The organism is Bradyrhizobium frederickii (assembly GCF_004570865.1).
In the GTDB taxonomy this organism is placed as follows: Bacteria; Pseudomonadota; Alphaproteobacteria; order Rhizobiales; family Xanthobacteraceae; genus Bradyrhizobium; species Bradyrhizobium frederickii.
This window is the reverse complement of sequence record NZ_SPQS01000027.1, coordinates 55,619-81,639: the sequence shown is the minus strand read 5'-3', so window position 1 is coordinate 81,639 and position 26,021 is coordinate 55,619. Positions and strand designations below refer to the sequence as shown.

General features: G+C 58.5%; 27 protein-coding genes and 1 tRNA gene. 12 read left to right on the top strand and 16 right to left on the bottom strand.

Annotated elements, in window-relative coordinates; genetic code table 11:
* Positions 1–235: integrase core domain-containing protein (locus E4K64_RS33435; RefSeq protein WP_135161597.1), on the top strand; the 235-nt coding region annotated here is incomplete at its 5' end.
* Here the strand turns inward: E4K64_RS33435 and E4K64_RS33430 are convergent.
* Both E4K64_RS33430 and E4K64_RS33425 read right to left on the bottom strand, forming a co-directional pair.
* On the bottom strand, positions 232–918 hold the full coding sequence (locus E4K64_RS33430) for a hypothetical protein (RefSeq protein ID WP_135167147.1): 687 nt from the start codon (positions 916–918) through the stop codon (positions 232–234). The genes E4K64_RS33435 and E4K64_RS33430 overlap by 4 nt on opposite strands.
* Before the next feature lie 385 nt (positions 919–1,303).
* The gene (locus tag E4K64_RS33425; RefSeq protein WP_135167146.1) at positions 1,304–1,882 is read right to left on the bottom strand and encodes a DUF2939 domain-containing protein; all 579 of its coding nucleotides are present in this window, start codon (positions 1,880–1,882) and stop codon (positions 1,304–1,306) included.
* 329 nt (positions 1,883–2,211) lie between these two features.
* Here E4K64_RS33425 and E4K64_RS33420 point away from each other — a divergent pair, with 329 nt between their 5' ends.
* A complete protein-coding gene (locus E4K64_RS33420; RefSeq protein WP_135167145.1) occupies positions 2,212–2,526 on the top strand; it encodes a hypothetical protein in 315 nt (104 codons plus the stop codon).
* Between the two features lie 13 nt (positions 2,527–2,539).
* Here the strand turns inward: E4K64_RS33420 and E4K64_RS33415 are convergent, their stop codons facing one another.
* Positions 2,540–3,103, bottom strand: a complete 564-nt coding sequence (locus tag E4K64_RS33415; protein WP_135167144.1) for a hypothetical protein — start codon at positions 3,101–3,103, stop codon at positions 2,540–2,542.
* An 808-nt stretch (positions 3,104–3,911) separates the two neighbouring features.
* Here E4K64_RS33415 and E4K64_RS33410 point away from each other — a divergent pair.
* Positions 3,912–4,826 (top strand): hypothetical protein, encoded by a 915-nt coding sequence (locus E4K64_RS33410; protein WP_135167143.1) that lies wholly within the window; start codon positions 3,912–3,914, stop codon positions 4,824–4,826.
* Between the two features lie 127 nt (positions 4,827–4,953).
* Here the strand turns inward: E4K64_RS33410 and E4K64_RS33405 are convergent, their stop codons facing one another.
* A complete protein-coding gene (locus E4K64_RS33405; RefSeq protein ID WP_135167142.1) occupies positions 4,954–5,229 on the bottom strand; it encodes a hypothetical protein in 276 nt (91 codons plus the stop codon).
* Between the two features lie 277 nt (positions 5,230–5,506).
* Between E4K64_RS33405 and E4K64_RS33400 the strand changes: the two genes are divergently transcribed.
* Positions 5,507–6,010 (top strand): hypothetical protein, encoded by a 504-nt coding sequence (locus tag E4K64_RS33400; RefSeq protein WP_135167141.1) that lies wholly within the window; start codon positions 5,507–5,509, stop codon positions 6,008–6,010.
* Positions 6,011–7,095: 1,085 nt separating this feature from the next.
* Here E4K64_RS33400 and E4K64_RS33395 read toward each other — a convergent pair.
* Complete coding sequence (locus E4K64_RS33395; protein ID WP_135167140.1) at positions 7,096–7,857, bottom strand: IS5 family transposase; 762 nt, start codon at positions 7,855–7,857, stop codon at positions 7,096–7,098.
* A gap of 244 nt (positions 7,858–8,101) precedes the next feature.
* Between E4K64_RS33395 and E4K64_RS33390 the strand changes: the two genes are divergently transcribed.
* The gene (locus tag E4K64_RS33390; RefSeq protein WP_135167139.1) at positions 8,102–11,425 is read left to right on the top strand and encodes an adenylate/guanylate cyclase domain-containing protein; all 3,324 of its coding nucleotides are present in this window, start codon (positions 8,102–8,104) and stop codon (positions 11,423–11,425) included.
* A 691-nt stretch (positions 11,426–12,116) separates the two neighbouring features.
* On the opposite strand, the gene E4K64_RS33385 is transcribed toward E4K64_RS33390, so the two are convergent.
* From E4K64_RS33385 to E4K64_RS33370, 4 genes are all read right to left on the bottom strand, one after another.
* Positions 12,117–12,536, bottom strand: a complete 420-nt coding sequence (locus E4K64_RS33385) for a hypothetical protein (RefSeq protein WP_235884856.1) — start codon at positions 12,534–12,536, stop codon at positions 12,117–12,119.
* Between the two features lie 444 nt (positions 12,537–12,980).
* A complete protein-coding gene (locus E4K64_RS33380) occupies positions 12,981–14,105 on the bottom strand; it encodes an acyltransferase family protein (protein ID WP_135167138.1) in 1,125 nt (374 codons plus the stop codon).
* Positions 14,102–15,148 (bottom strand): hypothetical protein, encoded by a 1,047-nt coding sequence (locus E4K64_RS33375; RefSeq protein WP_135167137.1) that lies wholly within the window; start codon positions 15,146–15,148, stop codon positions 14,102–14,104. The genes E4K64_RS33380 and E4K64_RS33375 overlap by 4 nt, the downstream gene beginning before the upstream one ends.
* Before the next feature lie 950 nt (positions 15,149–16,098).
* Positions 16,099–16,782: a hypothetical protein gene (locus E4K64_RS33370; protein WP_135167136.1), complete on the bottom strand. Its 684-nt coding sequence runs from the start codon at positions 16,780–16,782 to the stop codon at positions 16,099–16,101.
* Between the two features lie 128 nt (positions 16,783–16,910).
* On the opposite strand from E4K64_RS33370, the gene E4K64_RS33365 reads away from it, so the two are divergent.
* Together E4K64_RS33365 and E4K64_RS33360 are read left to right on the top strand one after the other, a co-directional pair.
* Complete coding sequence (locus E4K64_RS33365) at positions 16,911–17,243, top strand: helix-turn-helix transcriptional regulator (protein WP_135167135.1); 333 nt, start codon at positions 16,911–16,913, stop codon at positions 17,241–17,243.
* Positions 17,240–17,548 (top strand): hypothetical protein, encoded by a 309-nt coding sequence (locus tag E4K64_RS33360; protein WP_135167134.1) that lies wholly within the window; start codon positions 17,240–17,242, stop codon positions 17,546–17,548. The genes E4K64_RS33365 and E4K64_RS33360 overlap by 4 nt, the downstream gene beginning before the upstream one ends.
* Positions 17,549–17,557: 9 nt before the next feature.
* On the opposite strand, the gene E4K64_RS33355 is transcribed toward E4K64_RS33360, so the two are convergent.
* Complete coding sequence (locus E4K64_RS33355) at positions 17,558–17,887, bottom strand: hypothetical protein (RefSeq protein ID WP_135167133.1); 330 nt, start codon at positions 17,885–17,887, stop codon at positions 17,558–17,560.
* Positions 17,888–17,992: 105 nt separating this feature from the next.
* Between E4K64_RS33355 and E4K64_RS40690 the strand changes: the two genes are divergently transcribed.
* Entirely contained in the window at positions 17,993–18,169 is a 177-nt protein-coding gene (locus tag E4K64_RS40690) for a hypothetical protein (RefSeq protein ID WP_167772392.1), read from the top strand.
* A 27-nt stretch (positions 18,170–18,196) separates the two neighbouring features.
* Here the strand turns inward: E4K64_RS40690 and E4K64_RS33350 are convergent, their stop codons facing one another.
* A complete protein-coding gene (locus tag E4K64_RS33350) occupies positions 18,197–18,565 on the bottom strand; it encodes a hypothetical protein (protein WP_135167132.1) in 369 nt (122 codons plus the stop codon).
* An 86-nt stretch (positions 18,566–18,651) separates the two neighbouring features.
* On the opposite strand from E4K64_RS33350, the gene E4K64_RS33345 reads away from it, so the two are divergent.
* The 4 genes from E4K64_RS33345 (at position 18,652) to E4K64_RS33325 (ending at position 23,534) form a co-directional block, all read left to right on the top strand.
* Complete coding sequence (locus E4K64_RS33345) at positions 18,652–19,260, top strand: hypothetical protein (protein ID WP_135167131.1); 609 nt, start codon at positions 18,652–18,654, stop codon at positions 19,258–19,260.
* A gap of 137 nt (positions 19,261–19,397) precedes the next feature.
* The gene (locus tag E4K64_RS33340; protein WP_135167130.1) at positions 19,398–21,092 is read left to right on the top strand and encodes an AAA family ATPase; all 1,695 of its coding nucleotides are present in this window, start codon (positions 19,398–19,400) and stop codon (positions 21,090–21,092) included.
* Positions 21,093–21,636: 544 nt separating this feature from the next.
* Entirely contained in the window at positions 21,637–22,278 is a 642-nt protein-coding gene (locus tag E4K64_RS33330) for a hypothetical protein (RefSeq protein ID WP_135167128.1), read from the top strand.
* Positions 22,275–23,534, top strand: a complete 1,260-nt coding sequence (locus tag E4K64_RS33325) for a DNA-packaging protein (protein ID WP_135167127.1) — start codon at positions 22,275–22,277, stop codon at positions 23,532–23,534. The genes E4K64_RS33330 and E4K64_RS33325 overlap by 4 nt, the downstream gene beginning before the upstream one ends.
* Here E4K64_RS33325 and E4K64_RS33320 read toward each other — a convergent pair.
* The 5 genes from E4K64_RS33320 to E4K64_RS33300 form a co-directional block, all read right to left on the bottom strand.
* On the bottom strand, positions 23,531–24,025 hold the full coding sequence (locus tag E4K64_RS33320) for a hypothetical protein (protein WP_135167126.1): 495 nt from the start codon (positions 24,023–24,025) through the stop codon (positions 23,531–23,533). The two genes, E4K64_RS33325 and E4K64_RS33320, sit on opposite strands and share 4 nt — an antisense overlap.
* 55 nt (positions 24,026–24,080) lie before the next feature.
* Positions 24,081–24,536 (bottom strand): hypothetical protein, encoded by a 456-nt coding sequence (locus E4K64_RS33315; RefSeq protein WP_135167125.1) that lies wholly within the window; start codon positions 24,534–24,536, stop codon positions 24,081–24,083.
* Positions 24,537–24,544: 8 nt separating this feature from the next.
* Positions 24,545–24,985 carry a hypothetical protein gene (locus tag E4K64_RS33310; protein WP_135167124.1) on the bottom strand — a complete coding sequence of 147 codons (441 nt, stop codon included), beginning with the start codon at positions 24,983–24,985 and terminating at the stop codon, positions 24,545–24,547.
* Positions 24,982–25,716 carry a TIGR04255 family protein gene (locus E4K64_RS33305; protein ID WP_167772391.1) on the bottom strand — a complete coding sequence of 245 codons (735 nt, stop codon included), beginning with the start codon at positions 25,714–25,716 and terminating at the stop codon, positions 24,982–24,984. The genes E4K64_RS33310 and E4K64_RS33305 overlap by 4 nt, the downstream gene beginning before the upstream one ends.
* A gap of 182 nt (positions 25,717–25,898) precedes the next feature.
* Positions 25,899–25,974, bottom strand: a tRNA-Lys gene (locus E4K64_RS33300).
* Between the last annotated feature and the right edge of the window lie 47 nt (positions 25,975–26,021).

Here is a 26,021-nt window from a genome sequence, read left to right as displayed (position 1 = left end):
CATCAGTATGGACGGCCGGGGCGCCTGGCGGGACAACGTGTTCGTTGAGCGGCTGTGGCGCAGCGTCAAATACGAGGAGGTGTATCTGCGGGCCTACGACAGCGTCAGCGACGCTCGCGCCTCGATTGGCCGCTATCTGGACTTCTACAATTGCCGCCGTCCACATTCGAGCCTTGACGGCAGCACACCGGATCAAGCCTACTTCACCCCGCTGCCGCTCCGCACGGCAGCCTAACCCCGGCAGAGGCTCCACTTATCGACGCGGATATTCTGTTCAGACAACCGGGGCCAGCTCAGTTGGCCTCCGTACCATTCGCCGGGCAACAGCGTATTGTCCTTGATAACCGCTTGCTCGAGCACAGCCATGTTGCGCTGACCAGTTTCGATCGTCGCAGAAATCATCGCATCATTTTGAGCGGCGGCATTCCCCTGAGCTATGGCTGCGGCGGTCGGGCTATAGAACGTGCCGGAGCGACCACTGGGCGTCGTGTAGCTTCCGTAGCCGGCGCGAGAAGCACTATAAGCGTTTGCGCCGGCGGCGACGCCTGTCAGGAGGGAAGCGGCGACCTGCCGGTTCTTTTCCTCCTGAACCAGCATCTCATAAGTGACGATTTTCATTTCGAAGTCCGAGCCGGCGGCGTGCTGGATGGCCTCTACTTGTCCGACCCGAAACTCGACAGGCTGGCGGCTCATGTTGTTGATGCCCACCACGAAGACGGGACGGCCGTTCGCTTGTAGCTGACGGGCTGCCGGTCGAACGAGCACAACGGAGCTCTTTTGACGGGAGACGAGGGCAGGTTGCCCGTCCCGCATGAGAGCTTGTTGCTGCGGATTGGACGCCTTGAATGAGACCGTCTCGCCCGCTGTCATGCAGCCGGCCAGCGTGGCGCAGGCCGCCGCCATCACAAAAATACGCATGTTGAATGCCCCCGTCGAAAGGCGCTATGCAAGCGCAACCGATGCGCGAGAGCAATAGATACTTCGCCGAACTGGTAAAAATACGGATGAAGTGGGGACCCTTGATCGGTGACCGGCAGCCTCGTGGTACGCCGTTTCGGGTTAATGGGGTCGCTGGTTGTTCTCAGTCAGGCGGACCCTCTCTCTCAACCTCTCCAGGTCCTCCATTGCTTTAAGCAATCTCACCAGATCAGAGACCATGTGTGCCAGAGTGGGCTTGCGCGGCTTTGGGACTCGAGATTTCTGTTTCATCGCGAAACGGCTCCCTGCCAGGTAAGTGTAGATCGGCAAGGACCGTGCCAGCGAATGCAACCAGTCACGCCAGAGAGCGCGGGGGCCGGCGGGGTCACCGCGTCGGCAGCCGGTCAACCATATTTGCCAAGACCTTCGGCGGTAGCCCAATCCCCGAGAGCTTCCAGGTCGTCCCGTCGAGATGCATGCTGACTCTACCTGCGTCCTGACTGTCGCCAAGCCGCAACGCAAACTCGACAGGCTTCACCAGGGTGATCCGTCCGGCGAAAACAAAGATGTTTGAGATGTCGAACTCGGCCAACGACGACATCGTTCCGAAAGTGATGTTCTCCGCGCCGTCGCGAACAGTGCCGCTCTTCAATAGGGCGGACAGATTTTCCGGCGTCATGAGCTTGATCGCGAGGTCATTGGCGATCGTCGTGCCGATCGCGCTTATCGCCATTCGCTCTAACGGGCGCACCGGCCGCTTTTGGCCGAGTCGATCGAGATACGCGGACACAACCTGGTCGACGAGGGAGTGGCGGACGCGAGGCAAATCCGTTCGTGCCATGACCTGAGCAGCGTCGCTGCTCCGAACGGCCGAAACCAGATCCAACGCGGAAACGAAAGCCAACCCGGCATACACCGCAAGGCAGAGCAGGAGGACCGCAACGATGCCGACGAGCCACTTCATGCTACCTTTCCCCGTCGCGCTCACATGGGGCCGAACGCGCTGATATACCAATCGTGATTGGCACATGTGCCACGACCGTCCACAAGGCAGGAGAACTGGAGGATAGGCCGGCGACAAATATCCAGACGCCGAAGGCCACAATGGCCGCCGAGATCGCGTAAGCGACTGCTTTTTCCATCGTTCGATCCACTGAGCAACACAGGATCGATTGCGCCTGTAGGACTCCCAAGTGACGTAAACGTTCCTATGGGCCGCAGCGCCCGCGACGGGATCGAGTTCAAACCCGAATTGGGTGAGGTGCGTGCGCCAAGCATCCGGTGAGGACCACTATGCGGTCCTCACCGGATGCTTACGATCGGACCGTCGGCGAGCTGGAAGCCCTCGGCGAGCGGCGGTTACAGCGTGCGGCCGCGGTGCTGCGGGATGCCGTCGGGGTGCTGCCGGCGGCGTCGGGCAGGCTGGGCCTCTCTGAGTACGGCAAGCAGGTATTCACGTTCGTCAGCCAGATTTTGAAGCTCGGCCCCTCAAACTTGCGAGCCCGGCTGACTCGCCGGCAGAACGGCCGGCTCGGGGAGAACTTCCAGGCGAAGGACCATGCTGTGGAGGCGTTCATGGATCAGCTGAGAGGGCTCAAGACAGGCTGAGGGAGTGACACCATCATTGCTGGACCCGCTCTTGCTTTGGGATTGCTAAAGCTTGAAATGCGGTCTCCGCTCTATAGAGACCGAAGATAAAGCAGCCAATCGAAGCTAGTGCTGCGACCACTCCCAAATAGCGAAAGACTTCGCCGAAATACCTGCGCTTGATTGAGGATGGAGTATCGAGAAGGTACGGGTGGTCATAAGAGCGAGACATGCGAGTAGAGGAGCCAGCTATCATGAGATTGGTGAAGTAAGCAAAGGCCGCTGCAATCACCGCAGAGGCGACGCCACTCCCGAAGTAAAAGAGCGGACTTGCGACACGGGCAAGTTGAGCAGGCGACAGCAAATCCTTCGATGCGAGCGTTCCTATGAACGCTAACATCGCTACGCTGCTCCCTCCGTTTATCAGGATCATGGCTTTGATTGCTTCTTCAGCTGCTTTCACCGCGGCTGAGTTTGCTTCCTTGGCAAAGGTCGCGGCGGAATCATGGGCTCGCTCAGCTGCTCGAAATTGGATATCCAACAACTCTTTCCGAGTTAGAGCGGGTTCAGGCTGTGAAGGGTTCTGCGGCGTGCTCATGATCCCTCAATACATCCAGTGATACAGTCTCCAGCCGGCCAGCAGCGCGGCAGCGAGTAGAAATTCGATGCGCCGGGGCCGATACACTACAGCGGGCCTCTATCTGAGGGGCCTGCCTTCGATCCATTGCGGCGGAGTGGCTTTGGATAGCCAAGTGAGAGACGAATCCTTGTACTCTCGCGCGATACCCAACGTCTTGTACTTCACGATGGGCCCAATCGTAGCATCGCTGCCCCCTGCAGTGCTTATCGGACAACGCACCAACAAAGATTGACCAGGCAGTATGTCGCTCGGTTGGTCGGATCTTTTCGCTGGGATGAGGCCAATTCCGCTTATCGAACCGCTGCGCGGATCTCCGACCGAATCTATCCCGCAAATCCATACTGTATCAGTCATGGTGAAAACCAAGCTCTGGTTCTTGATCACCAAGGGAAGGGCGAATGGGTCAGCAGATAAATTGAGGGGTCGGATGTCTGGTTTGGTCTGTCCGACAGTGACTGTCCAAGCTTTCTCTGCAAGGCTAACGAAGCCGCCGGCCGACCCGATCGCGATGAGGATCGACCAGATCTTGGCCGTTTTGGCGATGGCGGGATGTGGCTCGGTCGGAGTGCCCTGCTTTTGTTTGTTGGGAGGGTGCCGTCCGTTGCGTTTCGACATTTTCGCCCTACACCTCGCAGCGACGACATTGCCCGCAACCTGAGACTGAGAGCAAGCGGAGATGCCAGTGGATTGACAAATGCTCTCCCTTGCGCCGCCGCGACTCAGGCGCGCCCTTCCACGGCGCAATTCTGCGCTTGTGGAGGCGACAATGGCAGAGGCCCAGTTATCTCGCTCCGAACTTCATCGAGCTGCTGAATTGAGATGGCGCGATGTGCCGCCCGGCATCCCGGCCGTTCTCGCCGAAGTGTTTTTGAACAAGCTGAAGGCCGGTAGCACGGTGCGAAAGCTCACGAGCGGCGGCAGGCATGGGCCTCCGCTTGTCAGCCTGGAGCGCTTTAAGAGGCACTGCGAGCTTGATCCGCGCTGGGCTGAGGAGGCCTTGCGCATTTCCGACGCCAACGGCCGACTTGGAAAGGGTGCGTACCTCCGAGAAAAGGCGCACTGCGTAAACGGTCATTCACTTGCTGAACATGGGCGCGTCGCTAGGCACAAGGGGTGGATGACGCGGCAGTGTAGGGCTTGCGAAATGATGAGATACAGGCGCGGCGGCGTGATCAAGCCCGACGTGCTCGAGAAGGTCAAAGCGCGCCTGGCAGCAAACGACTCATTGAACAGCTTCACTACCTCAGGCCGGAAGGGATATCTCGTTAAATTCAGCACTCTGGCGAGATACAGAAGGGAAAACGCTGAGTTCGATCGCTTCGTGGTCGAGAGAATGAAAGACAGCAATAGCCGCGGGCAATTGCTCAGATGGCAGCGCTTCAGGAACTCGGTAGTCCGTGAGGAGCAAAACGACTACTACCGAATCCGAGCGATGTTGCCCGCAACTCTTCCGGATCGAGACGATATCGTCAGCATGATCTTCGAGGATCTGTTGACCGGAGCCCTGAAGCGTGAGGACATAAAAAGCCCTATTCGAGGGTATCTCTCCGCTCATAACCACACCTTCGCGACCAAGTACCGGAAGTTCGGCGATAGCCCGCTGCTGTCACTAGATGAGGCCCTGTTCGACGACGGTTCGATGACTAGGGGTGACAACGTCAGCCGCGGTCTTTGGGATTAGCCCTTGTAGGTCGCACGACGCCAGTTGCGACGCCTGCGACCTACGCTGGCTACCGTTCCGCACGATCGGCGCCGGCAATGGATTGAAGCTCAACCGTCCCAGCAGGGCAAGCAAGGGGATGGATTTGTTATTTGGGACCGAAGACGCTCAGAAGCCCGATCGCGATGGGTATCAGGGCGACGCAGGCCCACAAAGCTGGAGCGTCAGAGTTTAGGCCGGCAATGAAGATCCCGATGCCAAAGCCGACGATAAACGCCGAGATCGCATAGGCAATTACTGTGTCCATCGGTCGACCCACGAGCAACCGGATCGATGCCCTAACGACGCGTCGCGACAACAAACGTTCCAGTGCGCCGAAGCGCCCCGAAAGGGGATGGATTTTTAAGCAAATCAGGAGCAGCATGTCCGTGGGTGTGAGAACCCGGACCGAAATAGGCTGGCAATCGATTGGCGTCGATTGCTGCCGAAAGCGCGGAAAGCCTTGGCGGGCTTTCTAAGGCGCTACTGGAGCGCCTTGGCGGGCGCGCCGTTCTGGCTTTATGCCGGGGGCGTTGCGCCATGTCCAGAGCCGCGAGGCTTAAAAGCGCGACGACCTGTCTTTCGGCAGGTTCTCACCCCCCGGCTGCCCAGTCTGTCACTGGGCACGGCTGTGAGAAGCCAAAACCGAAAGACCAGCCCACATGGAAATCATCAGAGAACTACCAGCGGACTCCACCCGTGCGACTTTGTCCGGTCTCGCGCTCCAACAGCGGGAGCGGGAAACGTCGCTCCAGAGCCTCGCCAGACTCAGGAAAGAGGCATCCGCGGAGATCGAGCGGCTTATTGCCTTCCTGGACGCCTCGGACCCCTATGTCACCACGGAGCTTGAGGACGACATTTCGGCCGACCTGGAGGGCGACGATCCTGCCGAGGAGGACGACCCGGCAGAGAACGACCTCGACGATGAGCCGTCCCTCGGCAGCTTCGGCACGGGGGAATGGCAGATCAAACGAAGTGGGCCGCCGGCAATCGAACCGACCTTGAGGACGAGCACGATGGCGCCGAACCGGACGAGAGCGGCATCGCTGACATGGAGGGCCTGCTTGAGCAGGTGGGCTCGCAAAGCTGGCAACTGGACGGGTACGTCTGATGCGACTCAGTGCTCCGATTCTCTAGGGGACTACACCCGCCGGCTGTCTCCATAACCGGCGGGGGGCTCCTCGATTAGAAATATTGCTGCGCGGGTGGGGAGCTACCGCCTGTATTACTCAAGAGCGAGTATTGTGTCTCCACTCAACCATAGGGGAGGCTTAGTTTGACACGTATTTTGCTCATTGCTCTCACGCTCGCCATTGTCGCTCCGGTCGCTAGCGCGATCGCGGGACCATGCGACCATGCCTCGGATCGTGCCTCAGACGGATCTCGTTGCGGCGAGCGCGCTGCCGATCGCCGTTCTGGCGGCCGCTAAACAGGTTCAGCGAAGTGAGGCCCGCCGGTTCGCGCCGGCGGGCTTCAAACTCAGTAGCACCCCCGCTGGCTGATAAGCTCAGCGGGTTCTCTTTTGCCGCATATAGTAAGTCGGCCGCGAGCCTGGTCTGATTCCGGCTAAGGTAGCCAGCTGCACGTTCCCCTAGAACATGAGCCAACCAGGTCGTTGCCGACGGAAATCAACATCACATTTTGGCCCTTCATGCCATTTTTTTTGCATTCCACTTGAGAGGGCTGAATGTGGCGCCCTTTTGCATTCAGTTTTTGAACCGTTTGTTGCGCAACGCGGGGAGGGCAATCGGCTAAGGCAGCGGCTGGAGAAATCATGAACGCCAACAATAGAAATGTGAGCAAGCGGCGGTTTCTCATTTTACCCCCCAAATGGGTTTGACTGCGGCCCTATACAACCACGGCGCAGGGGGGCAGTCGAGCATTCCGGGGCGCTGAGGCTAGCCCAAACCGAAGCTGTGCCGGTTCATGCTGGCGGGCCTTGTGCTTGTGCGCGGACGAGCAGACGGCCCGGGAACGAGCAAAGTCGCTTGTGGATGGTCACGCCGTAGAGCTCTGGAAAGACAAAACCCGCATCGCCCGGTTCGAGCCGGAAAACTAAGCGCGTCAAGCGCAAGCCGCCCGGCTACGTTCTGCACATCCACGCTGAGAAGCCGTCGGAAGCCGGCATTTTGAGGTAGCTCAACACGGCTGTTCGCGGCGCTGGCAAAATTAGTATGTAGCCGAGGGGTTCGCCGGACGAATTGCTGAGGTTATGGGTCCGGTCTCCTAGGCGCACCGGGCCCGCCTTGTTTTAGGACGCGGACTCATAAAGGCGCAGCCATAGCCTGATTGACGCGAGCTGAACAAAGGCAAGGTAGTTGGCGGCCAGCCTGTCGTAGCGCGTCGCCACGCGACGACAATGTTTGATCCTGTTGAAGAACCGCTCGACCTGGTTGCGAGCACGATAGAGATAGGGGCTGAAGCAGATCGGATCGCTGCGGTTGGTTTTCGGCGGGATGTTGGCCCACGCGCCCTTCTTCATGGCAAGCTCCCTGATCCAGTCTGCGTCATAGCCACGGTCGGCAAGCAGCATTGCCCCGGATTTCAGGCGAGACAGCAGTTTTCCGGCAAGTCGAACGTCATGGGCCTCACCGGGACTCAGCGCCAGCCTTACCGGCAGACCATTGCCATCGACCACCGCATGGATTTTGCTCGTCAAGCCGCCGCGGGACCTTCCCATCGATTGGCGCTGGTTCGTTGTGATGCAGGCTCCATGCTGATGCACGCGGACAATGGAAGTGTCGATCATCTGAACAGCAGCATCCTGGGCAGTGGCAAGCGCTTCTATGATGCGGCTCCAAACACCGGCCCGCCGCCACCTGACAAAGCGGTTGTAGCAAGTGGTGTAAGGGCCAAACGCCGTCGGCAGATCACGCCAGGGTGCTCCTGATCGGAGGACCCAGAAGATGCCATTCAGAACCCGTCTGTCGTTCACCCGAGGAACGCCACGCGGCTTGTTCGGCAGCATCGGCTTGATGGCGGACCATTCATAGTCGGCGAGTTCGTAGCGCATGATTCGAGCCCCCAGTTCGAGAGTTTGAATCACGGCAGTCCGGCCAAACGCAACGCTCTTGGCCCGACCCTGGTACGGCGCTTACGGACAAGACTGGACATCACAAGCCCTCAATCTCTGCCAAAACTGTCGAAAATGACCGACATGCAACCTCGCGGCGGGCGCTGGAATAAGTCGGCGCGCGTGTGTAGACTTTCGGTCCTATCGGTCCAGAGTGGGTTGCACAAAATCCGGAGGGGCCGCGATGCAGCAAATTGCCGACTGGCTCGAAAAGCTCGGAATGTCCGAGTACGCGCAGCGTTTTGCTGAAAACGGGATTGGCTTCGCAGCACTTCGCCATCTGACTGATCAGGACCTTAAGGACATCGGCGTGCTGCTCGGGCATCGGCGCATAATGCTTGCGGCTATCCAGGAGCTTGGGGGCCCTGCCGTAGCTCAACGCATCACGGCCGAGGTGAAGCCCCAAGATGCCGCCGAACGTCGCCAAGTCACTGTGATGTTCTCGGACCTTGTGGGTTCAACAGCACTTTCAGCACGCATGGACCCTGAAGACCTACGCGAGATCATTTCCGCGTATCAGAAGTGCGTCGCCGACATCGTGCAGCGATTCGACGGCTTCGTTGCGAAGTATATGGGCGATGGGGTACTGGTGTATTTCGGGTATCCGCAGGCTCACGAAGACGATGCGGAGCGGGCCGTCCGGGCGGGGCTGCAGTTGGTGGCTGGCGTAGGTGGTCTGAAGATCCGTGCGCCCCTGCAGACGCGTATCGGCATCGCAACGGGACTGGTGGTTGTCGGCGACCTCATCGGGTCCGGCGCTTCTCAGGAGCACGCCATAGTCGGAGAAACGCCAAACCTTGCGGCACGTTTGCAGGGCGTTGCTGAGCCGAACAGCGTCGTCATTGCGGAGAGTACTCGGAAGCTGTTGGGCAATCTGTTCGAGCTTGAAGAATTTGGGCCGAAAGAACTCAAAGGTATCTCAGGCGCCGTAGGGGCATGGGCTGCGTTGCGGCCGGCTTCAGTCGAAAGCCGCTTCGAGGCCTTGCACGCGAACGGATTGACCGAGCTTGTTGGGCGGGACCAAGAACTCGAACTCCTGTTGCGAAGCTGGTCCAAGGCAAAGAGTGGTGAAGGCCAAGTAGTGCTGCTCTCCGGCGAGGCTGGTATTGGCAAATCGCGGCTTACAGCGGCGCTGCTGGAAAGCATCGCTAACGAGCCGCATACGCGATTGCGCTATTTCTGCTCGCCGCAGCATACCGACAGCGCTTTTTATCCGATCATCGGCCAGATGGAACGGGCCGCACGATTTGCGCATGACGACGCGCTGGAAACAAAGCTGGACAAGCTCGATACAGTACTGGCGCAGACTTCAACCTCTTTGGAGGATACGGCGCTATTCGCCGACATGCTGTCGCTGCCAAAAGACGGACGCTACCCGGCGCTCGACATACCCTCCGAACAGCACCGCCAGCGGACATTTGAAGCGCTCGGGTCGCAGGTGGAGGCATTGTCGCGCTCCACACCTGTGCTAATGATCGTCGAGGACGCACATTGGGCCGATCCCACGAGTCAGGAAGCTTTCAGCGGGGTTGTTGACCGGCTTCGGACCTACCGTGTGCTGTTGATTGTGACGTTTCGCCCAGAGTTCGAACCGCACTGGCTTGGGCGGCCCTACGTCACTGCTCTCACCCTCAATCGGCTGGCGCAGCGCGAAATCGAGACGGTGATTGATCACATCGTGGGCAATCAGCTTATCCCGGCGAGCGTGCGGCAGGACATCATTGAGCGCACGGACGGGATTCCCCTTTTCGTGGAGGAGATGACGAAGGCGGTCCTGGAGACCAAGAGTGAGGGTGAAGCGCGGCGAACTACAGGTAATATTCCGTCACCTGCGGCGGCGGTCCCCGCAAGCCTACACGCCTCGCTTATGGCGAGGCTCGACCAGCTCGGGCCCGCCAAGGAGGTGGCCCAGATCGGTTCCGCGATCGGGCGAGAGTTCTCTCACACCCTGCTTTTTTCCGTTGCGAGCAAGCCGGAGCCAGAGTTGGCATCCGCCTTAGATCGCCTGATCTCCGCTGGCTTGTTGTACCGGCAAGGTGTGCCTCCGTATTCCAGCTATCTATTCAAGCACGCGCTGGTGCAGGACGCTGCCTATGGCACGCTGCTGCGCCGAAGACGGCAAGAGTTGCATGCACGAGTTGCCACCGCCTTGGAGCAGCATTTCGCAGATCTGGTTGATCGGCAGCCCGAGATACTGGCCCATCATCTGACGGGTGCCGGACAGGCGGAACGGGCCTCTGATCAATGGCTAAAAGCGGGCCAGTTTGCGGCTTCCCGCTCCGCGTATGCCGAGGCGGTCAGTCATTTCGATCGTGGTTTGTCCCTGCTGCCATCTCTCTTGGATGCGCAGCGCGATCGGCAGGAGATCAAGCTGCAACTCGCTAAAGGCGTGTCTCTTAGTAACGCGAACGGCTTCTCCTCGGCCGAAGCAGCAAAAGCGCACGCTCGTGCGCACGAGCTTTCCGATAAGATAGGGGACATCGATTCTCAGTTCACCGCGATATGGGGGTTGTGGACTTTCCGACGCACGTCGGATTGGAATGCGGCGCGCCAGCTTTCAGATAGGCTTCTGAGCCTGGTCGAAAAGAGTAATAATGTCGGCCTTCGGCTCGAAGCTCATCATACGGGTTGGACAACACATTTCTTTTGCGGCGAACTCGCTCCGGCGCAGGAGCATTGCGAGAAGGGCCGAACCCTTTATGAGTTCGAGCAGCACCAGACGCACGCACACATCTACGGCCACGACCCTGGAGTCTGTGCACGAACGCTAGGTGCCTGGAGCGCCTGGCTGCTCGGCTACCCTGACACGGCGCTCGCTCACGTGAATGACGCGTTGGCGCTTGCGGAACGGGTGAACCATCCCTTCAGCCTTGCTATGGCGCGTCTGCATGCGTCGATATTGCACCAGTTCCGACGTGACTCAGCTTCGGTGCTGCAGTGCATTGAGAGCGCAGAGACCCTAGCGGCTGAGAAGCGCATTGCCTTGCCGCTCGATCCACGAGTCCTCCGCGGCTGGGCGTTGTTGGCACCGGATACGATTGAGGCGGCGATTGCCTCCTACCGCGCCGCGCTTGCTGATCCGGCGAAGCAAGGCACGATCCAGTACGCTCCCTATAGTTTTGCGCTCTTTTGCGAGGTGCTTTGTCGCACGGGAAACCACCCCGGCGGAGCCGAAGCCCTGACGGGTGCTGCTGTCATTGCGGAACAAAGCGGCGAGCACTGGTGGGATGCGGAAATCTCTCGGCTGCGAGGGTTGGTGGCATTATCTCGCGGCCAGCTCGATGAGAGCAATGCATGGCTGCTGAAGTCCCTACAGACCGCTCGGCAACAACGGGCGAAATCACTTGAGCTTCGGGCAGCGACGAGCCTTGCCCGCTTTTGGCGCAATCAGGACAAACGCACCGCGGCACGTGATCTGCTGGTTCCGGTTTACGGCTGGTTCACGGAAGGGTTCGACACGCTCGATTTGAAAGAGGCCAAGGCGTTGCTCGACGACTTGGCGTCGTGAGCCCAGTCCAATGGTCTAGCGACTTCCGAGCTTGGCCATCGCGACATATTGTGCTGCCGCACGAAGTCGCTTGCTATAGGGGCAAACCAGATATTGCTTTAGTCGCATCACGCCACCGGGTTTATGGGTACACGGCCTAGGCCCTCAGTGGTGGCCCGTAGTTCTCCGAGCGGAGAACAAAAACCCGTACCCCGTAGTTCTCCGACCAAGAACAGATAGTGTGAAATAGCGCACCCTCTTTGTTCTTTCTGTGTGTATTTATAAGCGGAACACCTGAGCTAAGGCCGCCTCGGTGGCGATAGGAACGACTCTCCAGCCGAGAGAATTGAGATTTCGGTCTGTGGCGCGACACTCCAGGTGTTGCGACATCCACCCGGGACGGCCCATCGTCCGAACGCGCGTTTGGCGGTGGGTCGGTTCTCGTGCCCGTTAGTTTCTCCGAGATGTGGTCTGTATTGATCAGCACGTCACGGTAGGGCGTGGAACACTATTCCCCCATCAACAGGGGAAGTCTCATGACCAACCTTCAAGAGCAAATTGAACTGCTGGAACAGCAAGGCAATGACGCAGAATTGCTGCTCGCGTCAGATCCAGGCACTCGAGCGCGCAACCGACTAGTTGCTGACAAGTTTCGCTCGCTTGCAGTCAAGTTGCGGCGCAAGGTGATAGCCGTCGCGGGCTTGAGACAGGTTCAGTTGCCGACCTCTTTCACGCCTATGATCGCAACCCGTGGATTGCCGCGTTCGAAGTTGGGCCGCACGTCAGCGCCGCGGCTGCCGCACCCCTGACAGATGAACTGTGGCTCGATATCAGACAGCCGCACCTCATCTGGCCAGCGGGCGGCGTCGAGAGCAATGTGACGGCCGCAGTGGCAATAGACCAACACACCATGAACGCCCATGCTCCGCATTTGGCCGAAGGTGATCTTCAGCGGCCGGCCGTCAGGGTGCGTAGGTGTGTGGCGCTTAGTGCGGGCATGCCGCCATCGAAACGCGCCGCTCGCGAGAGTCAAATTGTCGATTCCTTGGGGTCCGAAGCGCGCGTGAACTACTGCGGATGGTGGGTGGGTCATCAAACTCGACGGCGGCGCGGTTCCGGAGATCTTGTCCATTCTGCTCGGCGCTCTCGCGACGAACTTTACGGCTGTTGTTGGCTACTGGATTGGGTCGTCGGCTTCGTCGACTTCGAAGGACGCCATGATCCAGAATATGGCTTCAGACCTGATCGCCGTCCTCGCAGCTCTGCCCGCCATCCTTGGTGCCCTTGGTCTGGGCATCGATGGGGGCTTCGTCACGATCGATGGATTCCACCCGGAACAGGTCCTCCCTCCGGCCGTCATCAATATCCCTACCGACATTACGAAGGGAATGGTCACGGTGAGGTCAGCTATCGGAGGGCATCGACTGCGTCGAGCTCTTTCAATTGTCAGGCGTCAACGAGCCGGGTAATTTCAAGCTGGTCCCGCCAATAGCTCTTAACGGCTGCACGAGACTTGTCCCTAATGGTCAGTCCGGTGCGACCACCCATATGACCTCAGTTGCGACGGATACGATGTTCACCCCGAATCCGCGCTCGTCGTAGCGGAGGGCATGATTTCAGTCAGTGATGATGGCTCGACGCGCACATGCGGGATTCGGGCCGCGCCGCCAAAGCGGGGGCGGGCGTCAAGGATTGGTGCTTCAACCGCTTGATACATCAATGTGGCGACGACGGCCGTTGCTATGAGGTAGATGACCAGCACGATCGCCATAGGCAATAGACGGCTCAACGGGGCGACCGCGGACAGTATCAGCAGGTGAAACAGGTATGTCGAATAAGAGATTTGACCGAGAAAGATGCCAACGCGAGAGAGCGTGCGATTTCTGGCGACCGCGCTCTCCAGCTTGATGGCACACAAGATTGCAACGGCGCCCAGACCTGGAGCGTAGAATGGAAACGTAAACTCCATCATTGAATTGGCCGATTGCGCCCCTAGAGAGGTCACCCACACGGCAAAGCTCGTACTGACGACGAGAAGGAAAAGCGCGAGCGGCAGTCTCACCTTTGTCAAAGATGGCAGCGCGATTGCGAGGACGAATCCCCACGCGATCGCATCGACGCGAAAGACGACTACCCGGCGGACGGCGGAGCCCCATTGCGTATTGTCGCCGAATAGAATGCGAGCGGTGCAAACCGCAAAAATGTAGAGGAAAGCGGTGATCAGAGCCGGCCTGAGCGTTCCAGGAACAGCATAGGCGATGAGCAGGCAAAGCGCGGGAAAAGACAGATAGAACCACTCCTCTACGGACAGACTCCATGCGATGGAGAAGTAGTCATGAGCGTTATGCTGGCCGATCAAGTTCTGCACGTACAGCAGGTACCGAAAAAAATCGGCGGTGAAGGCTTGGTGAGCACTGATGGAGAACAGGGCCAGCGCGATCAGGTATGGGGGCACGGTCCGCATCCATCGTCGCACCAGGAAGATCCCGTAATTGCGCAAGCTCGGCTTCAAAACACAAAACTTGATGATCTGAGGCGCAAGCACGAAGCCGCTCAGGACGAAGAAGACTTCAACGCCTAGAATCGAGATCGTCTCTGCGAATGTGCTGTCCGGGTAAAAGTGCATGTAGAAATGCGGGACCGTTACGGCCAGCGCGGCCGACCCCCGCAGGAAGTCCAGAGATGCGACGCGGTGGCTCATGATGCCAACCCACAGGCTCTCAGGCCACGCGCTGCAGCGGCCGCGATTGCCTTATTCCCGGCCGCAGAGTAGTGACCGCTTTTTGTCATCACCTCGTTTGGCTGATTGAGTGCAAGGGTCCGGAGCTCGTCCGTTGGGTCAATCGAGCAGAGTCCAGAAATGGGGTTCGGGACCCCCCCTAAGATGTCCCGAAACCACGGATGAGGATCGAGCACATCTTCTGGACGAGGGATGATCAAGAGCACGAAATTCTGACCTCGGTCTTGTGCCAGGCGCGCCATTTCAGCGATCAGCAGCGCTGTGTGTCGGCGCTGCGTGGGAGTTCCGGGACCTGAGTCGCTGAACAACGGTCTGGTAAACTTCCGATAGATCGCCCGACTGACGCTTAGGGAATGCGGAAACTCGAAGACGTTCCAGTCTTTTGAAGACGGGTCTTTGGCATAGTGCCGCTCAATTGCAGCGAGATCTGCCGGCGGACGGGGAATCAACTGTGGTCGGTCGCCGTCAAAACTGAAAAATGGCTTGGTTACGTTGGCGCGAGGCTGCTTGTCCGGTCCCAGGGATATGAAGGTCCAAGAGGAAATCTGATCAACAGTGATCATCGGCTCAACAAGCCCGACGATCACAAACCGCTCTTTTCCAACATGCTCTTTGTAGTGGAGCAGGGTTTGATCAAGACCGAAGCCATCCACGCCTCGATTGTCTACCTGGCAGCGAAGTGCGACGGAAAGCAGGTGAGGCCACGCTTCGGCGTCCGACACGTCATCCGAATAGGTGAATGAACCGCCCCAAGCGGATCCGCAGACCGATAGATCAAGTGAAGGATGTGGCCTGATCGGAAACTCGCCAGCAGTCGGCCACCCCGTGATCGATCCGTTTCGCTCGCCCTCCAAATTCGCTTTGATCTCCGATCGGAGCCGTTCGAGATCGTACAGGAGATACTTATTGCCCTTGTGCATCGAAATGACGCCGAAGGTAAAAAAGACTGCTTCCACGGCGCACAGGAACGCAATCAACCCTGCAGCTGCTCGCAAAACACGCATTAGAAGATCTTGTAATTGAAGCGCGACGTTACGGCGTCGTCTGACAAAAGCAGAAGGGCACCAAGGACAATGACGAGGATCAGTAGGGCAAGAACGGCGCGGTTCCTCAACAGTCGTTTCATTGGTCACTTCGTATAGGTTAGGGGGAAAGGTGGAGGAGCGATCGCATGCTGATCATGGTGGCGTTCGCGACGCATACGATTGAGGTTCTGAGGTGATCGATATCGGGAGCCTGTCGTTGGATTTGATATCCGTGCACATCGTGAGGCGATAGTTCCACCTCGAATTCGGTAGTCACCTGCTCAACGAGCCGCCTTGCTGTCTCGGCGTTTCCGCCGAGACGATAGTTCCTGAAAGCGACACCTCCGTCGCACGCCAGAAAGAAGGATTCATTGGCCTCTACCCAAACGGAAATGGGAGTAAAGCCGGGACTAAGAAACTGAGTGACAACGTGAACACACCCAAGAACGTCCTCGACTTCGAAAGGCCGTAAGGATTCTTTTGACCGCCCGGCAGAGCGAACTTTCTGACGGCCGAATGAATAGCTTTAGCACGACGACGGACCCCCCCAGTCCCAGCAGGAATGGGTCTACCATCCACAACCAGCCCGAAGCAACCCATGGTAGCCGTCAACAGGCTCTTTCGAGCGATACGGCGGGGCCATGATGAGTGCTGGGGATCCGAAGTTTGTCCCGCATACAGCAACCTTCCCACGACAATCCTTTAGCCGAGCAACGGCAGCCTTGCGAGCCACTTTTTGGGAGTAGCACATGGTGGACTTAACCGCCCTCACCAGGGCGAACGCTGGCTGGCAGAAAGCCAGGCTGATCCGGGAGGGCGAGTTCGCCCGTCCGGCAAAAATGGCCATTGCAAACAAGGGCCAGTATCTCGCCATTTCTGAAATCCCCTGGACAGCAAGCCCGACGTTATCGGCGACCTGGACGAATAAGCTAAGTTCCTCTCATGATCCGGAGGGCTTCGGTGTCGCTACTCACAGCAATATCTCTTCGCCGCCTATTGTGCTCGCCGCGCGATATTTTACCAGTGAGGTATTCTTGGCGAACGATGTCAGACATTGCTTTCGCTTGCTCAATATTTCGCGCGAACGCTTCGCCGTTTTTCTCGTTGTATTGCCGGTGCGTCGCGATGATCCTTGCGGTCAGATCATCTTGCTCGGCCTTCACCTTCTCGTACACGGGCTTTTCTGCTGCTGTAACGTGCGCCCGGTCGTTCAACTGCTCGGCGGAAACTTCTCGCACCGCGCATGGTGCCCAAGAATAATATGCATAATATTCGGGCTTTCGACAAAGCGCTCGCCCATCTTCGTTTATCCCCTTTATGGCTGCGGCGTACTCAGGTGATCCACTTTGCGCGTTGTCCACCAACGCCCAGCCACCCGCTTCCATGCATGCGCTGTAGAGAGCCGGGTTTGTTGCCATTCCACCAGATGCAGTCCCGCCATAGCGGTTCACATAGGCCGTGGAGTAAGGTTGCTGGCCCTGCTGGAGACAAGCGTACTTAGCCTGATTGAATTCCTCCATTCCCGCGCCGGGCTTCATCCATACTTTTTGAGCAGCACAGCCAGCGAGACCCACGGCCAAGGCAGCCGCGATTGTGCAATTGCGAATAATCATATGAACGCCCCCAATGGAGACATTGAAACGCAACGGCGAACGCAGCGCAACCAGAAATTACCTGTGCAAAAGCACTCGCACGTTGATTGTCAACATAGAAGGCGCCGCGATCATGCTAACGAGCGCGGATGACCGCTCTCGAACCTCGCTTGATAAGCGGATCCGAAGCTGCGGCCTACTGTGGCGTAACAGTCGCCACGTGGGCGAAATGGGTTGCGGCCGGCATTGTGCCGCCGCCGCTACCCGGTACGCGCCGTTGGGATCGGAAAGCCATCGACCTGGCCCTCGATAAGGCATCCGGGATCAAGGCGCCTTCGAGTTCGTCCGATCCGCGGGAGCAAGACTTTGATTCAGCCTATGACCAGTGGAAGCGAGACCACGAAGCGAACAAGGCGCGGCGGGCCGCCCAAGAGCAACAATACCAGAAATGGATACAGGAAGGACGCAAACGTTCTCGATGACCGATGATGACGCACTGATCACCCTCGACGAGGCCGCCAAGCTCATCCCTGGCGCCGATGCTGACACGCTGAAACGGATGCACCGGGCCGGAAAGCTTGTCTGCTACCGGCCGGGAAAGAAACTGCTCACGACGGCTGCGAACGTTCGCGAGGCGGTTCGGGCGTGCCACGTAACGAAGGTCACGCCATCGAAACGCCAAGACGCCGCCTCACTGGAGCTATCGAGAGCTGCGCTTGACCTGGTGCTGTCGCGCCTACCGTCCAAACGCGAAAAGGCGGCCAAAGCCCGGCCGCCCCGCAAATGATCAAGCCTCCTAGGCTGCGCGATAGAAGTGACGATCGCGGCGGCCGCGGCGGGCCGCGTGCCACCGGATGTCGGTTTCACCATAGCCGAGCGCCGTCAGTTTCTCGCGCAGCGCATCGGCGGCGGCCTCGCGGGCTTCTGCCTTGGTCATCTTGAAACCGTGGCGCCGAGCGAACTTCAGAGATTCGCGGATACCGGCCGGGCTCGCCTCGGTGGCGAACGCCTCGGTGGCGGCTTCGTATTCGCGACGTTCGGTGTGGAATTCGAGATAGCTAAGGGAGCTGGAAAAGAATGCACCGGGAAGATTGCGGTCAACTGTGCTGCGGGAAAGATTAATCATGCTGCTCTCCGATTCGGCTGGGCCATTGCCTCAAACTCGAAAATAACGTATATGCGATATATGCGATTGTCAATAACGCATATGCACTATTTGTAAGGAGTACCGATGCCACGCCCCGAAATCTATCCGATTAAAAAGCTCGTCGGCCTCAGCGAGAACATGTTGGAAGCGATCGACAAATGGCGCGCGAAGCAACGTCCCATCCCGAACGTTTCGGATGCGATCAGGCAGTTGATCGAGATCGGATTGAAAGCGCGCGCTGGTGCGAAGGACCGGGAGTAGAGCGCATCGGCGAGGGCGCGGCGAAATTCACTTGAATTGCACTGTCATGATTTGATCCAGCACCTTCGTCACGATATTCGACCAGTAGTAAAGGCCAACGCCTGTGACCAGAAGGCTCAAAGCATCCACAGTCCATCGCGCGTACTTGTTGCTCGCCGTCGATCGATGGGGCGGAGTGCTTAGGATCACAAAGGTAATGCAGTACACTCCGAACAGAATATACGTGAATAGTGCAAGCAAAGAGACAACCGAGCTATTCGATTTCGTGCCTATATAGTTGAAGAGCGCGACGACAAACGCAGTTCTGATCAGTTCAAACCACGTCTTAGCGAAGGGCTGGAATTTTTGGGTGATCCAGTCATCGACCGGGCTATGGACCTTCGGCTGCTCTGACATTCCGGACACTCCTTTAGCGAGGGCAAGCATTCTGGTCCGATTCTTCGAAACTTGACAAAAAATGATATTCATATATTGTGGTTGTTATGGCGACCACAACTGTTTACGTCGATATTTTGAGCCGGCTCTTGGGAATTCCGGTGCCGACGATCACAACCTACATCCAGCGTTTGCGCGAGGACGAAACGATCTTCCGGCGCGGCAAACAGGGGCCAGGTGCGATTGAGCCGACTGCCGCCGAAATTGCCAATCTTCTTATCGCGTTGTGCGCTACGCCCTCGACGGGGCGCCGAGCGCCGAATCCATTGGACGTTGTAAGAACCGCGAGGGCGGCAATCCGCCTGACCGGTGGGGCGTTTTCTTCCCGATTGGGCGAGGACATTGCCCACTTTGCGTTCGCGCGAGCGGAAACATTCGGTGAGGCGCTTGAAGCGCTGATCGCCGACATGCGCGACGGCACTTACGCGGAGTGGAAGGGTGATGATTATCCGCGCGCCACGGTGAGGTTTCTCGACCACGGCGGACGCATCTTCGTAAATCTACAACGTCAGAATGGGCCGATGTCGTTTGTTGTATTCCGCAACGACGACGGAGATTTCGGCGGTCCCTGCCTGAACCAAATTGCCGAACTCGACCTGTTCGCGCTGGAAGCTGTTGGCCAGGCGATGAGATCGATCGTGCCCGCACCCGCCTAAACGAAACGGCCCCGGATCAAGGCTGATCGCAGGGCCGCGGACGTCTCGGTAAATTGCTTGGCGGCCTTTACCTAGCACAATCCGCGATTTTTGCAATCAGAACTTAGTTCGGGACTCACAGTAAGGAGTACCCGAGTATGATTACCGCTAGAGTCAAAGACCCTGATCTTCTGCCCTATGGCGTGTTCGTCGCAGAGCGCGACTCCGTTATCTATGATCGCAAGTATCGACCGATTGTTCGCGTTCCTGGTCAATGGCCGGATTGCGATTCGGCGTGCGCCACGGTTGTTGATCCGACCGAATGGATCACGCACGATCGAAAGGAATGGTTCTACGACGATGGGACCGTTCCTCGGCGGAACAAGGCGACGCGCGAGCGGCTGCAAGGCATCGTCGACAGTATACCGACTTTAGCCAATGAGATTGAACGCCGCGATAAGATCGCCGATCTCGCCGAGAAAAAGGAGCGTAACGCGGCGTTCAAAAACTACCGCATTGCGCAGCTCTCGCCCGCGTCACAGACCAAGCTGAAGGAGTGGAGCGACAAACGCGAGGCACGGCGTCTTAAGCGCCTCGATCGATTCTTTGAACTCGACGATGCCGGCTATGCGAAGTGGCTGGCGCAAGGACGTCCCTGGTCGGACGCAAAGAAGATCGAGCGGTGGTCAGAGCGCCGTTTCCGCGAACATCTGGAGCAAGCAATGCCCATCGTGCCGTTCCCCGCGCCTGTCCGCGCCGCTCCACCCCGCTATCTGTTCGAAACCATTTCCGACCTTCGAAAGCTTCCGGCAGCGAAATGGCTGGTCGACAAGTGGATTCCCGAGGAAGGCGTGGGGCTGATTTTCGGCGAATACGCCGGCGGAAAGTCGTTCATCCTTTTTGACCTCTTGCTGCACCTGGCCTACGGCCTTTCTGACTGGCATGGCGCCAAGCTGCCGGGCGAGCCGCGGGACGTGCTGCTGATCGCCCGAGAGGGCAGCAAAGGGTTCGGCGAGCGCATCGACGCATTCAAGGCGCATCATGGAATCAGCGCCGACCCGGACCGGCTCGTGTTCATGCGATCGCCGACTAACCTTGGCGACCCTGCGCAATTCGAGGAACTGAAAGCGGCGATTGCCGCGAGCGGGCGACAGTTCAAGGTGGTCGCGGTCGATACGGTCGGGCGAGCGCTACCCGGCGAGGATTTCTATGACGCCAAATCCATCACCGGGTTTATGGAGCGGCTTCAGCAGCTCGGTGAGATCGGGCAAGGCGTCGCCATTGGCGTCCATCACGTCAACAAAAGCGGCGATGCGTTCGGATCGGTCTATTTTGGCGCCAGCTCGGATTTCATGTTCTTGGTGGAGCGCGAGGGCGACGGCCAGTTGGTCCGAGGCAAAATCACTTGCGCCAAAATGAAAGACGGCGAGGACGGTTGGAAACGCCGCGTCGACTATGGGAAGGCCGCGAGTAGCCTTGTGGTCGCCTCCGTGACCGAGGGGGGCGACATGATGGGCAAGGCGCTAAAGCTGTCCGACGACGACAGGCTCGCCCTGCAGGCACTTGGCGAGGCCCTGAAGGCCAAGGGTCAACTGCGGCCGGAGTTTCCTGGGCGGTCGGTGACGCTGAACGAGTGGCTGGACCAATGTTTCAAGATCGGCGGCGTCAGCCCGGTCGCTGCAAAGCCGATGCGGGATCTGCACCGCCGGCAGGTGAAGTTGCTCACCAATAGAATGATCCTCGTTCAGGACCAGCTCGTGCGGATCATAGACCAGACGGCAAACGCCCATGCTGCAATTCCCATGGCAACGCCGGCCGGACAATTCCCGCCTATCCCTCCACGCCAAACCTGACCGGACCGGGACCGCCGTACCGCCCTTATAGGGGGGCGGTCTGGTCGGTCCGTATGGCCGGCGGTGGACCCGTCGGACCGCGGTCTGTGTTTGGTCCGGTCGGTCCGTTGGATTTCAAGGGCTTAGAATTTCAACATCAAAGTGAAGTGGAAAATGATGAGCGCAGACGTCAATTGTCGCCGCTGGGCATTTGCGCGACAGCCCGACGTAGTTTGATTTCGATGCATCGCTTGCAGATCATCTCACCGTCGCCGATTGGTGGCGCGAGAACGACCAGTTGTTCCGGCGCGAACTCTCCTTCGCAATGATCGCAGCGAGTGTTTTCGGACATGGGGAAACCTTGCGATACCATCTTCAATCCGCGCTGATCTTTCGGCGTTATCGCGGTTCGTTTCAATGGCTTTCATTCGCGCTCGCGATATTTAATCACGGGGTCTGAATTTCATCTGCTTGCAATGACTTGCATTTTTCCGGTGAAACCGAAATTTCACTTTCCGGGGCCACTATAGGGCCACATGGCGCAATTCGCGTCGGATTTTTGCAGATGAAATCGGGACCTAAATGCACCGTCTGCGCTCATGACGAGCGTTGGCGGATCGAACTGTTGCGTGCGGGCGGCGCCTCGCTCGATAGCCTGGCCACGAAGTTCGGGTTGTCCAAGGACGCAATCGGCCGGCATTGGCACAATCACGTCAGCGTCGAAATGAAGGCGTCCTATCTCGTTGGGCCGGCGCAGCTCGCCGAGCTTGCGGAGAAGGCGGCGGATGAGGGTGCGTCAGTGCTCGACCACTTCCGGGCGGTACGCACCATGCTCATGTCGCAGCTTGCCGCCACCACCGAGGCCGGTGACGCGCGCGGCGCGGCCATCGTTGCCGGCCAACTCGTCGGTGTGTTGGAAAAGATCGGCAAGGTGACCGGCGAGATTGCTACCATCGCACAGGGCACCATTAACATTCAGAACAACGTGGCGATCGTGAACAGCCCGCAGTTCGCCAAGGTGCAGGCGGCCATCCTGCGAGCCCTGGCGCCGCACGGAGCAGCGCGCGCTGCTGTGGTGGCGGCCCTGCACGAACTCGACGCAGAGACGACCGCCGACGGGCTGCGAGCGGGTAGGGCACCCGTGATGATCGATGCCCTCGCGCTGCCGCCACCCTGTCCCATACCGCTGCCGGAGCCCACCCCATGACCAGCATTGCCGCCGCACTCGCCGACGCCCTTGAGGACGGTGGCTGGCGCGCCAAAGCCCGTCCAAGCCAGCTCCCGCCGCCTGGTGACTGGAATGGGTGGATGATCCTGGCAGGCCGCGGTTTCGGTAAGACGCGTGCGGGGGCAGGGTGGGTGCACGATCTTGTCGACACCCGACAGGCTGGCCGCATCGCCCTGGTCGCTGCCACCGCGGCCGACGCGCGCGACACGCTGGTCGAGGGCGTCTCGGGGCTGCTCAATACCGCACCGGCATGGAACAGGCCTATCTATGAGTCGAGCAAGCGCCGGCTGACCTGGCCGAACGGCGCGCAGGCGACGACGTTTTCCAGTGAGGAAGCGGACCGGCTCCGCGGCCCCGAGCATGACGCCGCATGGGCGGACGAGCTGGCGGCGTGGACCGACGTGCAGGGCACTTGGGACATGTTGCAGTTTGGCTTGCGCCTCGGGAAGCGGCCGCGCTGGCTTGTGACCACGACCCCAAGGCCGATCAAGCTGCTCAAGGAGTTGTTGGCGCGCCAGGGCAGGGACGTGGTCGTGACGCGCGGCTCGACGTTCGAGAACGAAGCCAACCTAGCCCCGACCTTCCTCGCTGCCGTCCGCCAGCGCTACGAAGGGACGCGCCTCGGTCGACAGGAGCTGAACGCCGAACTGCTTTCGGACAACCCGGGCGCGCTCTGGCAATTGGACTGGCTGGACCGTGATCGGGTAACCGTCGCGCCGGAGCTGCGCCGTATCGTCGTGGCCATCGACCCCGCCGTCTCGAACAACGAGGGATCGGACGAAACCGGCATCATCGTTGCCGGCGTTACCAGAGATGAAGCGGCTTACGTGCTCGAAGACTGTTCGGGCCGCTATGCTCCGCATGAGTGGGCGCGGGTCGCGATCGACGCTTACCGACGCCACAAGGCAGACCGGATCCTAGCCGAAGTGAACAACGGTGGCGCCATGGTCGAGGCGACGATACGGGCGCTCGACTCGCGTGTGAGCTTTAAAGCCGTGCATGCCAGCCGTGGCAAGGTGGTACGCGCCGAGCCGATTGCGGCGCTCTACGAGCAGCGCAAGGTGCATCATGTCGGTGGGTTCGATGTGCTCGAAGATCAAATGTGTGCGTTTACATCGGATTTCGACCGCGCGAAGGTCGGCTATTCGCCGGATCGCGTCGACGCGCTGGTGTGGGCGCTGACCGAGCTGAGCGGTCCGCAAAACACCGTAATAATCACGGAGTTGCGGGTTTAGAAATCGCTATGGTGCGAGCGATATGATTCCCTCCGGACGTGCGCACCAAAATGTTGAGGCTCCTTGCATCGCGGACAGGTGTACCAATCCTGTCCTTCGGACTGGTGAGAGAATTGTAAAATACTGATACGCTCATCCTGAAAGCAGGTTGCGCAAGCTCGATGAATTGGTTCGCCATTGGCTTCGGATGCCTTCAATTCGTAGGCGAATGAGTTGCCGCCAAAGTCTTTCAACTGATAGCGATCGAACTTTCGCTTCTCTGCCGTCAGTTTTTCGACCTGCTTATCGAGATCAGCAATTTTACGCAGCAGTTCGGCGCGTTCGTCCTGCGCCGCAAAGGCGCTCGCATTTGCCTCGATAATCTTGTTCTGGAATTCGATAAGCTTGGATTGAAACGCCGCAGCGTCGCGAAGCCCGACCATCGCTTGAGCAATGTCGTTGGCGCTCTTCAGTGCGGTGATTGCGCCAGTAATGGCTGATATGTCGACCATCAGACTCTGTCAGGAACATCGATTAAAACGCGACCGGCGCGACGAACCGGGCGAACTAAGGAGACCCAGGTTGCACTACCCAGCCGTATTTGTTCGCAATGCCGGCTAGAGCTTCTTTAAGTCTCTTAAACCGCTTGTCGTGGTCCATCACCGGATGGCATTCCACCTGGCAATGGGCATCGTTGTCGGGTTCGCCCTCTGGATCGTCTTTGATCGGCCGATGAACCACATCCACTTCATGGGCCGCAATCTGCTCGCCTGCAGCATTCCTGATAGGAATCCCGCTCGTCTTGCGAACTTCGACAGCCGTAAGTTTTGCAACACCCTGCTCGGGCGACTTGCGCGTTGCCCGTGGATCGGTGCGCAGGGCAGAGGTGTCAACTGAGGGCTTACGATCGCGATCGTTGAACGCCGAAGCCGAAAATGTAATCTGGCCGTTGCGAGTCGTATATTCTCCCTCTCTCACAGACCTATAAAGGTCGTGGGAATCATCGATGTGGATCACGCTCATTGGCTACATCACGGAAAAAGCCACAGCCAAAGAGAGGTCAAATTCCAGCCGCCCGGCAATGGTCCGGAATCCATCTCGTTATCGATGTCAGTGCCCCAAACTTTGATATATTCAGGTTCGTCATTACCGAAATAGATCGTGATCTTTTTCTGATCGTTCCACCATTCGAAAACGATCTCGTTGTTTTCGCTTAGCGTGATGAGAGGACTCGACCACGACCCAAGTTTGACAGCCTTTCCGAACAAGACGCCCAGTGTGCGAATCGCAGAGGAAACGGCCTTGTCGGTCGGCCTACCTGTGTCGGATGACAAGGACCAGATTTTGCGGGTTTCGGCCTGCAGCGGCCGATCTTTAACGAGCACCTGATCGATCTCGCCAGCGCTCACAGAAACGCCGCCACTGCCGAAGGTGCGAGGGTAAGTCGGAGCTGCCAATCTGATAGCGGTCACTGGATCGCCTCTCGAATCTTGTCAGTAATGCAAGCTTCAAAAATCACGTCTTTCTCAATTCCGAACTTTTCAATTGTGTTCCATATTGCCTCATCGCCTTCAACGACGCCTGCTGCGAACAGATCAATGTCCAAGAGCAAGTGAGGTCCGTTCGCGTCCGCATGTCCACTAGCGATGTTTAAGATCGCCTGCGCTGTCGGAATCACATGCGACATCGCCATTTGTAGTTGTACGAAAGCAGCTTTTGCTGTCGTCGGCAACTTGGTGGGCACCACCGGATAGACCGACAGGTAATCCTCCAAAGCTATTTCAGCCTCCGGGGTCGGAATTTTGTTGATCACGCGAACGGCGAGTCTGCTGGCCGCCGATTGCTTTGTTGCTTCCCGAAAGACATTCCAGCAGCTGAGCGCTTCGTCGCGGAGCGTCTCCCAATTTGTGTAGGGAGGGAGATGGCTATAGGTGAAACCGATTCGCTGTAATAACAAAACCCTGTTTTCGCACTCCAACCGCAGCCCCGTTTGTTCCTGGCTGTTGTTAGTCTGGTTTGACCCGAAATCGAAGCCAAATTCGATCGTATTCATTGGGTGACGAACCGGGAAACGCTCCGCCAGCTGATCAGCAGCAAGCGTGATTTGCTCCATCGTCACAAGGTCCGGCCGCGCGACACGGATATCAATCAGCGCCTCGGCAATCGGGGCGTTTCGATAGTGCGGTCGGACAAATTCGCTCATGAGTACCCGATATAGATAGTCCATCACCGTATGGCGAATCTTCACACGATCGGCCGACCCGCAGCATTCCGCGGCCCGCTTAGGAAACTGTTACTGAACTGATGTGGCCCCGAATGTGGCCCCCGCAAGAGAAGTCGCTTACTCCGCCGGTGAAAATCGTTGGATAAGTCGTTGATCTTGCTTGGTGAGCGCGCTGGGGCTCGAACCCAGGACCCCGTGATTAAAAGTCACGTGCTCTACCGGCTGAGCTACGCGCTCCCATGGCCGCTGATGGCTTTGACGAAGATCGCCATCGTGTTCGGACA